The sequence below is a fragment of the Corynebacterium vitaeruminis DSM 20294 genome (genome assembly GCF_000550805.1).
Taxonomy (GTDB): Bacteria; Actinomycetota; Actinomycetes; order Mycobacteriales; family Mycobacteriaceae; genus Corynebacterium; species Corynebacterium vitaeruminis.
Genome location: NZ_CP004353.1, coordinates 1,401,841 through 1,415,064 on the forward strand (window position 1 = coordinate 1,401,841; position 13,224 = coordinate 1,415,064).

Sequence of the window (13,224 nt, forward strand, 5' to 3'; positions counted from 1 at the left end):
TTTCGAGCATCCGGCATTCCGGCATTCGGCGCCGCGCGCGGAATGGTTGTGGGGCGGCGCCTTCTGCCCGCTTTCGCCGGTGCACTCCTTAATTCTTTTCCACCATTGTTTCGTCTACACGGAAGGTTCTCATGAGCGACTACTCCACCATCGTCGTCGGCACCGACGGTTCCAAGTCTTCTCTGCTTGCAGTCGAGCGCGCTGCAAAGATCGCAGCTGCATTCGATGCAACCCTGGTGGTTGGTTGCGCCTACTACGAGACCAAGGAGGACGCCTCCAAGACCCTGCGTCAGGATTCCGTCACCGTCCTCGGCACCGACCCCGCCCAGCAGAACCTGGACAAGGCCGCCGAGCACGCTCGCGCCGTTGGTGCCACCAAGATCGAGACCCTGGTTCGCCCGGGCACCCCGGTCGAGGCGCTCATGCACATCGTCAACGAGACCAACGCCGACCTGCTCGTGGTGGGCAATCGCGGCATCAACTCGCTGACCGGCCGCCTGCTCGGCTCCGTGCCGGCGGACGTCGCCCGCCAGTCCGACTGCGACGTGATGATCGTCCACACCGTCGACTAATAACTTCGGTTTTCAGAGCTCCCCTTCGACGCCTTCGCTGGTGTCCAAGGGAAGCTTTTTGCGCTGGCCTAGGCCAGCGCGGTGACGAAGCTGAATCCGATGGCGAACAGCAGGGCGGGCAAGGGGTTGGCCACGTTGACGGTTCTGGGACGCACGAGGTTGAGCCCCACGCAGGCGATGAGCACGTTGCCCACCAGCGAGATGTTCCCGATCACGGTATCGGTCATGATCGGCTCGACGAGCTTGGCGAGGATGGTGACGCTGCCCTGGAGCAGCAGGACGGGCAGTGCCGCGAACCCCGCGCCGCGCCCCATCGAGGCGGCCATCATGAGGATGATGAAGAAGTCCAGCAGGGACTTCGCTGCGAGCACCGAGATGTCCCCGCGCAGCCCGTCCTCGATGGCGCCGATGATGGCCATGGCGCCTACGCAGACGGTGAGCGAGGCGGTGACGAAGGCGTCGACGAACCGCGGGTCCTTGGAACTTCCCGACTTGCGCTTGAGCCACACCCCGAATCGCGTGAACCCGCGGTCGATGTCGATGATCTCGCCCGTGAGCGCCCCGAGGATCAGCGACAGGATCATGAGCAGCGCGCCGTGGACCTCAAGCCCGGCTCCGTCAGGCGACATCTGGAGCATCTTCGCCAACGTCCCGGCCGCGCCGAGGAAGGCCACCGCCACGCCGGAGGCGGTGATGATGGACTCCTGGTAGCGCTGGTGCAGCACCCGGCGCAGCATGAGGCCGAGGACGCCGGCGACGGCGATGGCAAGGGTGTTGATGAGCGTGCCAAGGCCAGGCATCGGTTCCCCCACGTAGAGACTTCAAGGTACGAGCAAGTTTTCCAAGAAGACTATTGTGCCCTACGCCCGGTTCGACTAGGGCAACGCGGGGTGGAGTTTTACGCGACGGGCAGCTCGCCGATCACGGTGAGGGTCTGCGTCGCGCGGGTGAGCGCCACGAAGAGGTCCTGCCAGCCCTGGGGGGAGTCGTCGACGATCGCGCGGGGATTGTCCACGATGACGTGGTCGAACTCCAGGCCCTTGATCTCGCCGACGCCGAAGAAGCCCTTCTCGTCGGCGTGCGCGGCGGCGAGGGAGTCGGCGGTGATGACGGCCGCGAGGCGCTCGGGGTCCTTATTTCGCAGCTCGGCGAGGAGGTCGCCCGCCTTGGCGTCGGAAAGCAGGCGAACGCCGATCCCCGTGGAGCGCAACGAGGTCGACGGCGTGACGTCTGGGGCGAAGACGGCCTGCACGCGGTTGGCCACCTCCATGACCTCGGCGGGGGTGCGGTAGTTGATGGTGAGCTGGCGCGTGCGGAAGCGGGTGCCCACGAAGGGCGAGAGCGTCTCCGACCACGAGTCGACGCCCGCGGGCGAGGAAGTCTGGGAGGTGTCGCCGACGATCGTCATCCAGCGCGACGGGCAGCGGCGCATCACCATGCGCCACTCCATCGGGGTGAGCTCCTGGGCCTCGTCGATGATGACGTGGCCGTATGCCCAGGTGTAGTCCTCGCGGGCGCGCTGCGCGGTCGAGCGATTGTCGCGGACCTGCTGGCGCTGGGCGAGCGACTCCGCGTCGATGACGTCGAAGGCGGAGAGGATCTCGGCGTCGGTCTCGTCGTCGAGGTCGGTGTTCTCGGAGCTCGAGAGCACGTCGAGGGCGTCCTGGGCCTCCTCGATCTGCTCTCGCCACCGCTTGCGCTCCGCCTCCTGCTCGGACTCGGGGTCGGCGAGCCCGATGAGCACGGCGAGCTCGTCCAAGAGGGCGGCGTCGGCGGCGGAGAAGGGGTGGCGCTCAGGGTCTGCGAGGCTGATCGTTTCCTCCCGGAAGAGCGCGGCCTGGGTCTCCTCGTCGTAGTCGTACGCCGCCTGGGCGATGGCATCCTCGCTGGTGAGGAGGTCGTGGAGGACCTCCTCGGGGTCGAGCAGCGGCCAGAACTCGTCGATGAGCTCGTCCACGAGGGGGTCGGCGGCGAGCTCGTCGTGGAGCTGGGCGATGTCGCCCTGCCCCAGAAGGTTCGCCCCGCCGAGTGGGTCCGCGCCGATGATCGCCGCCATCTGGCGGGCGAGCTGGTCGACGAGGGACTCGCGGAAGAGCGGCCTCGCGAGGTTGTGGGGGCGGCGCGCGCGGCGGGCGCGGGTGCGGCCGGACTTCACGATCTTCTCGTCGAGCGTGAGCTTGATGCCGTCGACGGTGATCTCCCGCGACTGCTCCGGGAGCGTTTGGTAGGCCTTCACCGCGCGGTCGAGGATGGTGACCATCTCTTCGCTGCCCTTGATCTCCCGGGTGACCAGTGCCTCCGGCAGGGTCGCGTGGACGCCGGGGAAGAGGTCGCCGACGGTGGAGAGGACCACGCCGGTCTCGCCGAGCTCGGGGAGCACGTGGGAGATGTACTCGAGGAAGGTGCGGTTCGGGCCGATGATGAGCACGCCCGTGCGCGCGAGCTGCTCGCGCCAGGTGTAGAGGAGGTAGGCGATCCGGTGCAGCGCGACGGCGGTTTTTCCGGTTCCCGGGCCGCCCTCGACGACCATGACGCCGCGGGTCTCGTCGCGGATGATCTCGTCCTGCTCGCGTTGGATGGTCTCCACGATGGAGCCCATGTGCCCGGTGCGGGCCGCGTTGAGGGCGGTAAGCAGGGCGCCCTCGCCGGCCACGCCTGCGGACTGTGCGGCGTCGTTGGCGTCTTCCGGGTCGAGGACGGTGTCGGTAAGCCGCTCGTCGTCGACGCCGGTGACGGTGCGGCCCTTGGTGCGGATGTGCCGGCGTATGACCACGCCCTCCGGCTGCGCGGTGGTGGCGAGGTAGAAGGGGCGGGCGAGCGGCGCGCGCCAGTCGAGCAGCAGCGTGCGGTAGTCGTCGTCGCGGTCGTCGAGGCCCATGCGGCCGATGTAGCGGCGGTCGACGTTCGGGTGCCCGGGCACCGGGTTGTCGATGATGGCCGGGTTGTCCGTCTCGACGTCGATGCGCCCGAAGACGAGCCCCAGCTGGGCGATGTTGAGCCGGTCGATCTTCTCGTTGAGTCCGTGGTACTCGGTCTCGCGCTCGACGAGGGCCTCCGCGTCGGGGTTGGCGGGGTCCACGCGCAGCATGACCTGCCGCAGCCGCTCCTGGGCGGCGGATACTTCCTCGTCCAGCTTGTCGAAGAGCCCGTCGACGTAGGCCTGCTCAAGCTCTATTTGCTTTCCGACGTTCGCCTTCGGCGCCGCATCGCGCGGGTTCGTGGTGGGAGGAGTCATTCGAAGCCGTTCCTTCCGTAGGGGGTGTCGGATAGATGTGCCTCCGCGGGGTGCCGCGGTCACAAGGCAAGACGGCTCATTGTACTCGCGTTTGGTGGGGAGGGTTAATGGCGCTCTCTCGCGGAAAACTTAGCTGCCTCCCGTTTCCTTTGCGGATGGAAGGTCGGTTCGGAAGCTCTTCGTGGGCGGGCAGGGCGCGCACAAAAGCGGCCCCACGCTGCTGCGCGGGACCGCCTCGGGTTTCCCTATGCCTGGGCTGCTGGAATATAGATCTTAGAGGGCGTCCTTGACCTTCTTCTGTGCCTTTTCGATGGCCTTGCGGGCGCGATCCTCGAGCTTGGAGGCCCTCTTAGCAGCCTTCTTCGCCTGGCAGCCGCCCTTCGACTGGGCCTCGGCGAGCGCCGCGTCGGCGCGATCCTGGGCCTTGGCGGCGGCCTTGACCACGCCTTGGCGCGCGACCTTGGAGTTCTCGCGGGCCTTTTCCAGCCACTCGGCGCTGTTGTCCTTGATCAGGGCGGAAGCGCTCTCGGCCGCCTGGGTGAAGGACTTGCGGGCGCTCTCGGCGGACTCGCGCCAGTCGTCGCGGTTGTCCTCGACGAAGTCGGAGACGCGGTCGGCGTAGTCGGCGACCTTCTCGGAGGCGTCATCGAACCAGTCTTTGGCGGTCGCGGCGAAGGCCTGCGCGTTCTCGGTGGCGGCGGCCGCGAACTTGTCCTGCTCAGAGCGGGTGGGCAGTGCGGCCTGCAGCTGCTTGTTGGCCTTCTGCGCGGCCTTCTCCGCGCGCCACTTCACGCCCGGCTTGCCCGCGGTGTCCACGGAGGTGATGGCCAGGCCGCCAAGCAGGGCAACCGAGGTGAGGAAGCCCTGCTTGCGGGCGACCTTTTCCTCCTTGTCCTGGGTCTCCCAGAACGCGTGGCGGGCGAGGATGGTGGGCACGCTGACCACGGCGAGGGTGGCCGCGGACAGCCGCGAGGCCTTGCCGAGGGCGAGCATGGAACCCGCGCCGACCTTGGTGGCGCCCAGCGCGCGGGTGACCTGCTCGGCGTCCTGCGGGATCTTGCGGGCGTACTTGCGGGGGAGGACGGTGCGGATCTTCTTCAGCACCGCCTGGGTCCCCTCCACGTGGGCCTGGGAATTAATGACCGTGTCGGCTCCGTCGGCGATGTAGACGGAGGCCAGCATGGGGCGAGCCAGCTTGCGAATCATGACAATCACTCCTCGTGAGTTTTAGTTGCGTATGTAATGTGTACCGGCCAACGCTGGCGGGGGAAAGGTCTCCCTCACCAGTGCCAGTCACCAACGCGGCGTCCATGAATGGAACCCGGCTGTGCCGCGGCTGCCTTGGATGCGACCGAGGCCGCAGCGCCACATGTACCTATTAATCGTACCTGTGTTTCTATCCGGGGGTCCGGCGCTTGGCGGTAGCGGTGGCAGCGTCACCCTAGGCTTGGGCTACCACTTCCGCTCCCACCACTCGCGCAGGTGTGGGCGCTCGGCGCCGAGCGTGGTCGGCTTGCCGTGGCCCGGCCAGACGATGGTCTCATCGGGATAAACGTCGAAGACGTACTGGGTGACGTCGTTGAAAAGCCGCTCGAAATCGCCCTCGGTGTTGGTCTTGCCCACCCCGCCCGGGAAGAGGCTGTCGCCGATGAATAGGTTGGTCATCCCGTCTATCTCCGCGACGAGGCAGGCGCCGCCGGGAGTGTGCCCGCGGAGGATGATGACGGGCAGGTCGTGGCCCGCGAAGGGGATGCTGTCGCCGTACTTGAGCTCCACGTCAACCGGCGCTGGCAGCGCAGGGGCGTCGAGGTAGGGTGCGAAGTGGGTGGCGCCGGTCTGGTGCAGGACGTCTTTCAGTGCGCGGACGTGGTCGTGGTGGCGGTGGGTCGTGAGCACGCCCGTGATGGTCACGCCCTCCCGCTCCGCCATGTCCAGGAGGCCGAGGGCGTCGTCCGCGGCGTCGACAAGCAAACCCTGCTCGCCGCAACATAACAGGTAACAGTTGTTATCGAAGCTGGAGACGGAGGTGTGTGCCAACCGCAAGGGGAGCGGCTTTGCTGTACCGGTGGTGTTTTCGCTCATGCCACCTAGGGTAGCCAACTTTCTTTGTTCGCTGCTATGTTCGAATGTGAACAACGGCAGACAAAGGGTGCGCGCACGGCCAAAAGGGAAGTTGCGCGCATCAACTAAGCTGTATCCGTTAAGCAATGGCGTATTGAAAAGAAATGAGTCTCGGTGGCTGATCGTCTAGTGGTCCGCGGTGCTCGCGAGCACAACCTCAAAGGGGTAGATATTGACCTGCCCCGCGACGCGATGGTGGTCTTTACCGGCCTGTCCGGCTCGGGCAAGTCCTCGCTCGCCTTCGACACCATCTTCGCGGAGGGCCAGCGCCGGTACGTGGAGTCGCTGAGCTCCTACGCGCGCATGTTCTTGGGGCAGATGGACAAGCCGGACGTGGACTTCATCGACGGGCTTTCGCCCGCGGTGTCCATCGACCAGAAGTCGACCAACCGCAACCCGCGCTCGACCGTGGGTACCATCACCGAGGTCTACGACTACCTGCGCCTGCTGTACTCCCGCGCGGGTACCGCGCACTGCCCGGTATGTGACGCCACGATCGAGCGCCAGACCCCGCAGCAGATCGTCGACCAGGTGCTCTCCATGGAGGAGGGGCTTAAGTTCCAGGTGCTGGCACCCGTCGTGCGCAAGCGCAAGGGTGAGTTCGTCGATCTCTTCCAGGACCTGTCCGCTCAGGGATACTCACGCGTCCGGGTCGACGGGGAGGTCTACCAGCTCACCGAGCCGCCGACGCTGAAGAAGCAGGTCAAGCACGACATCGAGGTCGTGGTCGACCGCCTCCAGGTCAAGCCCTCACAGAAGCAGCGCCTGACCGACTCGGTGGAGACCGCGCTCAAGCTGGCCGACGGCGTCGTGGCGCTGGAGTTCGTGAGCCTGCCCGAGGACGACCCGGAACGCATCCGCCGCTTCTCCGAAAAGCTGTCCTGCCCGAACGGGCACACTCTGGGCGTCGAGGAGCTGGAGCCGCGCGCTTTCTCCTTCAACTCGCCGTTCGGCGCCTGCCCCGAGTGCGACGGCCTGGGGACCAAGACGGAACCCGACGTCGACCTGCTCATCCCAGACCCCGAGGCGCCCATCAACGACTGCGTGCAGCCGTGGACGTCGAGCCCGAACCACCGTTACTTTGAGAAGCTTGTTGACGGCTTCGCGGCCGCCATGGGGATCGAGCCGACCACCCCGTTCCAGGAGCTCAGCAACGAGCACCGCGAGGCCTTCCTCTACGGAAGCGACGAGGTCGTCACCGTCCGGTACAAGAACCGCTACGGCCGAATCCGCAACTGGAGCGCCCCCTTCGAGGGAGTGATGGGCTACCTCAAGCGCAAGCTCGAGGCCACCGACTCCGACTGGTCGAAGGAGCGCCTGCTCGCCTACACCCGCGAGGTCCCGTGCCCCGCCTGCCACGGCACCCGCCTGCGCCCGGAGATCCTCTCCGTGCGCCTAGCCTCCGAGAGCCACGGCGAGCTGTCCATCGCCGGGCTGTCCGCCCTGTCCGTGGACGAGGCGGCGCAGTTCTTGGGCAGCCTCACCTTGGGCAAGCGCGAGGCCATGATCGCCGGCGCGGTGCTCAAGGAGATCCAGGCCCGCCTCCAGTTCCTCCTCGACGTGGGGCTCAACTACCTCACGCTCAACCGCGCGGCCGGGACGCTCTCCGGCGGCGAGGCCCAGCGTATCCGCCTGGCCACCCAGATCGGCTCGGGACTGGCAGGCGTGCTCTACGTCCTCGACGAGCCGTCGATCGGCCTCCACCAGCGCGACAACCAGCGGCTCATCGCGACACTTGAGCGGCTGCGCGACATCGGAAACACGCTCATCGTGGTCGAACACGACGAGGACACCATCCGGTCCGCCGACTGGCTGGTGGACATCGGCCCGCGCGCGGGCGAGTTCGGCGGCGAGGTGGTCTACCAGGGCGAGCCGAAGGGCATCGTCGACTGCGAGGAGTCCATCACCGGCGCCTACCTGTCCGGCCGCCAGGTGCTCGGCGTGCCCGAGTCCCGGCGCCCGATCGACAAGGAGCGCCAGCTCACCATCGTCGGCGCGAAGGAGAACAACCTCCAAGACATCGACGTCACCATCCCACTCGGTGTGCTGTGCTGCGTGACGGGCGTGTCCGGCTCCGGCAAGTCGACCGTGGTCAACCAGATTCTCGCCAAGACGCTGGCCAACAAGCTCAACCGCGCTCGCCAGGTGCCCGGTCGCGCCAAGCGCGTCGAGGGCGTCGAGCACCTCGACAAGCTGGTCCAAGTGGACCAGTCGCCGATCGGGCGCACCCCGCGCTCCAACCCGGCCACCTACACCGGCGTCTTCGACAAGATCCGCAACCTCTTCGCCGAGACCACCGAGGCGAAGGTGCGCGGCTACAAGCCGGGGCGCTTCTCCTTCAACGTCAAGGGCGGGCGCTGCGAGGCATGCCAGGGTGACGGCACCCTCAAGATCGAGATGAACTTTCTGCCGGACGTCTACGTCCCCTGCGAGGTCTGCCACGGTGCCCGCTACAACCGCGAGACCCTGGAGGTGAAGTACAAGGGCAAGAGCATCGCCGAGGTCCTCGACATGCCCATCTCGGAGGCCGCCCAGTTCTTCGAGCCGATCAAGTCCATCCACCGTTACCTCAACACGCTCACGGAGGTCGGGCTCGGCTACGTCCGCCTCGGCCAGGCGGCGACCACCCTGTCCGGCGGCGAGGCCCAGCGCGTGAAGCTGGCCTCCGAGCTGCATAAGCGCTCCAACGGCCGAACCATCTACATCCTCGACGAGCCGACCACAGGCCTGCACTTCGAGGACATCCGCAAGCTCATGCTCGTCATCCAGGGGCTGGTGGACAAGGGCAATTCCGTGGTCATTATCGAGCACAATCTCGACGTGATCAAGGCCGCGGACTGGATCGTGGACATGGGCCCGGAGGGTGGTTCCGGCGGTGGTACGGTCGTGGCCCAGGGCACGCCGGAGGAGGTGGCCACGGTCGAGGGATCGTACACTGGCCAGTTCCTCAAGGAGATCCTGGCCAAGGCCTAGGGCGGGCGGCCCCATGGCTGCCCGCGTCTTGGGGCGCCAGCGTCCTAGGGGCGCGGCGGCTTCCTGCGAGGTCACCTCGCGTGGCGGCGGCAGGACCCGATTTGTGTTTGCGCCGGGCAGTGGTCTAAAGTATTTAGCACTACCGCCCGAAGGCGTTTTACGCTTGAGGGTCGCAAGTGGAGATCTTCCCACCCGAAGCCGCCTGTCACGGTTGGACAAGGGTCAAAGAAAAGGTATTGCTTACACTCTGATTGAGTTGGCAGCAGTATGGCACGTAGATCTCCCGTTCATTCCCTTCGGATGAACGGGCTTTTTCTGTGCCAATCTAGCAGGGGAATCAAGCTTTCGATTTACGGTACGTCACATTTTTCCAACCGCTACTTGAGGAGTCCCCATCAGCGCTGAAGCTCGCATCAATGAGCGCATCCGAGTCCCCGAGGTCCGCCTTGTCGGTCCTAACGGGGAACAGGTGGGCATCGTGCGTATCGATGACGCACGCAAGCTCGCTTACGACGCGGACCTCGATCTCGTTGAGGTCGCGCCGAATGCCAAGCCGCCAGTCTGCAAGATCATGGACTACGGAAAGTTCAAGTACGAGCAGGCGCAAAAGGCACGCGAAGCTCGGAAGAACCAGCAGCAGACTGTGGTCAAGGAGCAGAAGTTCCGTCCCAAGATCGATGATCACGATTACGAGACGAAGAAGAACAATGTGATCCGGTTCCTCGAAAAGGGTTCCAAGGTCAAGGTGACCATCATGTTCCGCGGCCGCGAGCAGTCGCGCCCGGAGCTCGGTTTCCGCCTTCTGGAGCGCCTCGCCGAGGATGTAGCCGAGTTTGGCGTCGTTGAGGCGAAGCCAAAGCAGGATGGCCGCAACATGACCATGGTCTTCGGCCCGGCTCGCAAGGCTAAGAAGTAAACACTTAAGAAGAAGTCAAAGGACGTACATTCCATGAAGCAGAAGACCCACAAGGGCACCGCTAAGCGAATCAAGATCACCGGCTCCGGCAAGCTGCGCCGCGAGCAGACCAACCGTCGCCACCTCCTCGAGGGCAAGCCGTCCACCCGCACCCGTCGCCTGAAGGGCACCGAGGACGTCGACAAGGCTGACGTCAAGCGCGTCAAGCGTCTTCTGGGCAAGGCTTAATCTCTTAAGCCTCTTCCCCCAACATTTCAATCATCAGAGTTTTTAATTAGTTAAGGAAGTATCACAGTGGCACGTGTCAAGCGCTCCCTGAATGCCAAGAAGAAGCGTCGCGCAATCCTCAATTCCGCCAAGGGTTACCGCGGCCAGCGCTCCCGCCTGTACCGTAAGGCCAAGGAGCAGTGGGTCCACTCCATGACCTACGCGTACCGCGATCGTCGCGCTCGCAAGTCTGAGTTCCGCAAGCTGTGGATCACCCGCATCAACGCTGCCGCTCGCATGAACGACATCACCTACAACCGCCTCATCCAGGGCCTGCGCCTTGCTGAGATCGAGGTCGACCGCAAGATCCTCGCCGAGCTGGCCGTCAACGACTTCGCCGCCTTCTCCGCGATCTGCGAGGCCGCCAAGGCTGCTCTGCCGGAGGACGTCAACGCTCCTAAGGCTGCCTAGTTTTCGAAGGTTGCTCTTCGCCCGGATTCCCCTGTGGAATCCGGGTTTTTTACTTGTCGACGGCCATGTGGGGAGGCTCGAGGGCAGGGGGGCAACTAGTCTGTTTGGTCGCGGTCGCGTAGCTCGTCCGGTGTGCGGAGGGTGAAGGCCTCTTGCACTTCGCTGACGACATCGCGCATGGCTACGGTGGCGGTCTCGGGATCACCTCTATAGATGGCCTTGGCTATTTCCTCATGATTTTTCATGGCGCGGGGTTCGGGGACAGGGGGCATGAGGTTGATCTTTGTGCGCCAGGTGAGTACCGCTTCGATCACCGGAGCGAGCGCCGCAAACATCTCGTTTCCCGAGGCCTCCAAGATCAGGGTGTGGAAGCGGATATCCCATTTCATGAATTCCTCGCCGGAGCTGATTGCTCCAAGTTCGACTACTTTCAGTCCTGCGTCGAGGATCTCCTTGCGCTGTTCGCGGGTGGCGAATCGGGCCGCGAGCGCAACGGCACGGGGTTCGATCGCTTGGCGAAGCTCATTCAAGGATTCCATCTGTCGATCACGCCCAGGGACTGTGAGCCGCCATCGGATGACGTTGGGATTGAAAACATCCCAATTGTCCATCGGTTGAACCACGAGCCCGCGGCGCCGTTGTGCGATGGTGAGTCCGCTTTCTTCCAGGCTTCGTTGGACTTCGCGGGCAACTGTGCGCGAACAGCCGAACTCCTCCTCGATATCAGCGAGAGTGAGCGTGTCTCCGACGGGAAGCTCGCCCGTGACGATGCGTGAGCCGACAACTTCGACGATGGCCTTGTACTGCACAGGAGAGGATTGCATAGCCCCTCGATCGTAACACGCGAATGATTTACGGCATGGTGGAAGTGTTATCTACGACACCCTACTTGCGTGCGTGTGAATGGTGATACCATTAGCTTAATATAGTAATCAACCAACAATCCGTGTCCGTTAGTCCCATGGGAGATCTCATGAGTGTTTCCTTCCTGGCCGAGGACAAGTGAGTGCAGACGATGGGCGCAGGCCCGCTGCTCACTATTGCTCTCGTTGCCATCGCAGTTATCCTTATTGCCGTCATTCGATTCAGGCTGCACGCCTTTATCACCTTGATCGTCGTCAGCCTCTTGACAGCAATCGCCGCGGGGATCCCGGCTGCCGACCTGATGACGACATTGCAACAGGGTTTTTCATCAACCCTCGGCTCGGTCGCGCTGCTCGTTGGCATCGGTGCAATGCTGGGCAAGCTAGTTGAGGCATCCGGCGGGGCCAAAGTTCTAGCCGATGGCATGGTTCGCGCCTTCGGCGAGGACAAGGCCCCATTGGCCTTAGGGCTTGCATCGCTCATCATGGGGTTTCCCATCTTCTTCGATGCGGGATTTGTGGTGATGCTGCCGGTAATTCTCGCGGTTGCATCCCGCCTCGGCAGCAGTGTGTTGCTGTACAGCATTCCCTCGGCGGCGGCGTTTTCCGTCATGCACGCCTTCGTGCCGCCACACCCCGGCCCAGTGGGCGCCGGCGCGATCGTTGACGCGAACATGGGTATTGTGCTGCTGCTTGGATTGGTACTTGCCATTCCCACCTTGGACCTGACCCCTGGGGAGTGGACACGTTGAAGCCAGCATCTGGCTGGCGGAAAGGTATCGTCTGCTTATGCCCGCAAAGACTTACACCGAGCAGTTCCGGCGTGACGCTGTCGCACTCTACGAGAACACTCCTTAGGCGACGTATAACCAGATCGCCGCGGATCTCGGTATCAACCGCAACACCCTGAAAAATTGGGTGATCGCCCTGGGAACAGGGACAAAGACCCGCAAAGATGGCACGACAGTTACCAAGCCTGAAAAGGATGACCCTGCGGGCGAGGTCACGACTGCAAAGCGTTTACGACAGTTGGAAGTCGAAAATGCGAAACTCCGCGAAGAGCGCGACATCTTGCGCAGGGCCGCGAAGTATTTCGCGGAAGAGACGAACTGATAATCCGCTTCCGGTTCGTTGATGACACCCGCACCGATTACCCGGTCAAGCGGATCTGCGAGGTCCTCGACGTCAATCGAGCCTCGTACTACAAGTGGCGACAAGCCAAGCCCACCCGCGACAAGGCGGTCATCGACGACGCTGTTCTGTGCGCGATGATTACAACGATCTTTGAGGAAGAGAACGGCTGTTGCGGTGCTAAACGCATCGCGATTGTCCTCACCAGGAGGCTGCGTGAAACTGATCCGGATCATCCGGGGATCAATCACAAGAAGGTTGCCAGGCTGATGCGCATGCTAGGCATCGCCGGCTACAGCAAAGCCCGCGCCGTCACCACAACAAGGTCCAAGCGTGGAGGATCGACATTTGCGGATCTTGTGTGCCGGAAATTTGACTCTGACCAGGCCAATAAGGTCTACGTTGGGGATATTACGTATCTCCCCATCGCTGGTGGGGCGAATATGTACCTCGCTACCGTCATTGACTGTTTCTCCCGGAAACTGGTCGGGTTTGCTATCGCCGACCATATGCGCACCAGTTTGGTGGAAGAGGTCTTGACCATGGCCAAAGGTATCCGCGGAAACCTTAAAGGGGCGATATTCCACTCCGACCACGGCAGCGTCTATACATCGGCGGCATACAGGCAGTTGTGCGAGAAATTCGGCGTGACCCAATCGATGGGAGCTGTGTCAGTGACGGTGGAAAAGTAGCCCAAGAATGACGGTGGAAAAGTAGCCCATCCGAGAAGAATTG

General features: G+C 63.8%; 10 protein-coding genes and 2 pseudogenes. 7 read left to right on the forward strand and 5 right to left on the reverse strand.

What is annotated here, in order from left to right; genetic code table 11:
* Positions 1–131: 131 nt before the first annotated feature.
* Entirely contained in the window at positions 132–572 is a 441-nt protein-coding gene (locus tag B843_RS06475) for a universal stress protein (RefSeq protein WP_025252702.1), read from the forward strand.
* Positions 573–640: 68 nt separating this feature from the next.
* On the opposite strand, the gene B843_RS06480 is transcribed toward B843_RS06475, so the two are convergent.
* From B843_RS06480 to B843_RS06495, 4 genes are all read right to left on the reverse strand, one after another.
* On the reverse strand, positions 641–1,384 hold the full coding sequence (locus B843_RS06480; protein ID WP_210766201.1) for a DUF554 domain-containing protein: 744 nt from the start codon (positions 1,382–1,384) through the stop codon (positions 641–643).
* A gap of 86 nt (positions 1,385–1,470) precedes the next feature.
* Entirely contained in the window at positions 1,471–3,807 is a 2,337-nt protein-coding gene (locus B843_RS06485) for a HelD family protein (protein ID WP_025252704.1), read from the reverse strand.
* 273 nt (positions 3,808–4,080) lie between these two features.
* A complete protein-coding gene (locus B843_RS06490) occupies positions 4,081–5,013 on the reverse strand; it encodes a DoxX family protein (protein ID WP_025252705.1) in 933 nt (310 codons plus the stop codon).
* A gap of 246 nt (positions 5,014–5,259) precedes the next feature.
* Positions 5,260–5,889 carry an MBL fold metallo-hydrolase gene (locus B843_RS06495; protein ID WP_025252706.1) on the reverse strand — a complete coding sequence of 210 codons (630 nt, stop codon included), beginning with the start codon at positions 5,887–5,889 and terminating at the stop codon, positions 5,260–5,262.
* Positions 5,890–6,042: 153 nt separating this feature from the next.
* Here B843_RS06495 and uvrA point away from each other — a divergent pair, with 153 nt between their 5' ends.
* From uvrA to rplT, 4 genes are all read left to right on the forward strand, one after another.
* Positions 6,043–8,901: an excinuclease ABC subunit UvrA gene (gene uvrA, locus B843_RS06500; protein ID WP_025252707.1), complete on the forward strand. Its 2,859-nt coding sequence runs from the start codon at positions 6,043–6,045 to the stop codon at positions 8,899–8,901.
* Positions 8,902–9,295: 394 nt separating this feature from the next.
* Positions 9,296–9,817: a translation initiation factor IF-3 gene (infC, locus tag B843_RS06505; protein WP_081751516.1), complete on the forward strand. Its 522-nt coding sequence runs from the start codon at positions 9,296–9,298 to the stop codon at positions 9,815–9,817.
* Between the two features lie 33 nt (positions 9,818–9,850).
* On the forward strand, positions 9,851–10,045 hold the full coding sequence (gene rpmI / locus B843_RS06510) for a 50S ribosomal protein L35 (protein ID WP_025252709.1): 195 nt from the start codon (positions 9,851–9,853) through the stop codon (positions 10,043–10,045).
* Positions 10,046–10,111: 66 nt separating this feature from the next.
* On the forward strand, positions 10,112–10,495 hold the full coding sequence (rplT, locus tag B843_RS06515) for a 50S ribosomal protein L20 (RefSeq protein WP_025252710.1): 384 nt from the start codon (positions 10,112–10,114) through the stop codon (positions 10,493–10,495).
* Positions 10,496–10,590: 95 nt separating this feature from the next.
* On the opposite strand, the gene B843_RS06520 is transcribed toward rplT, so the two are convergent.
* Entirely contained in the window at positions 10,591–11,304 is a 714-nt protein-coding gene (locus B843_RS06520) for a FadR/GntR family transcriptional regulator (RefSeq protein ID WP_210766202.1), read from the reverse strand.
* Positions 11,305–11,510: 206 nt separating this feature from the next.
* Between B843_RS06520 and B843_RS06525 the strand changes: the two are divergent.
* Both B843_RS06525 and B843_RS06535 read left to right on the forward strand, forming a co-directional pair.
* Positions 11,511–12,077, forward strand: a pseudogene (locus B843_RS06525) (GntP family permease); the annotation flags it as partial.
* A gap of 70 nt (positions 12,078–12,147) precedes the next feature.
* A pseudogene (locus B843_RS06535) lies at positions 12,148–13,175 on the forward strand (IS3 family transposase); the annotation flags it as partial.
* Between the last annotated feature and the right edge of the window lie 49 nt (positions 13,176–13,224).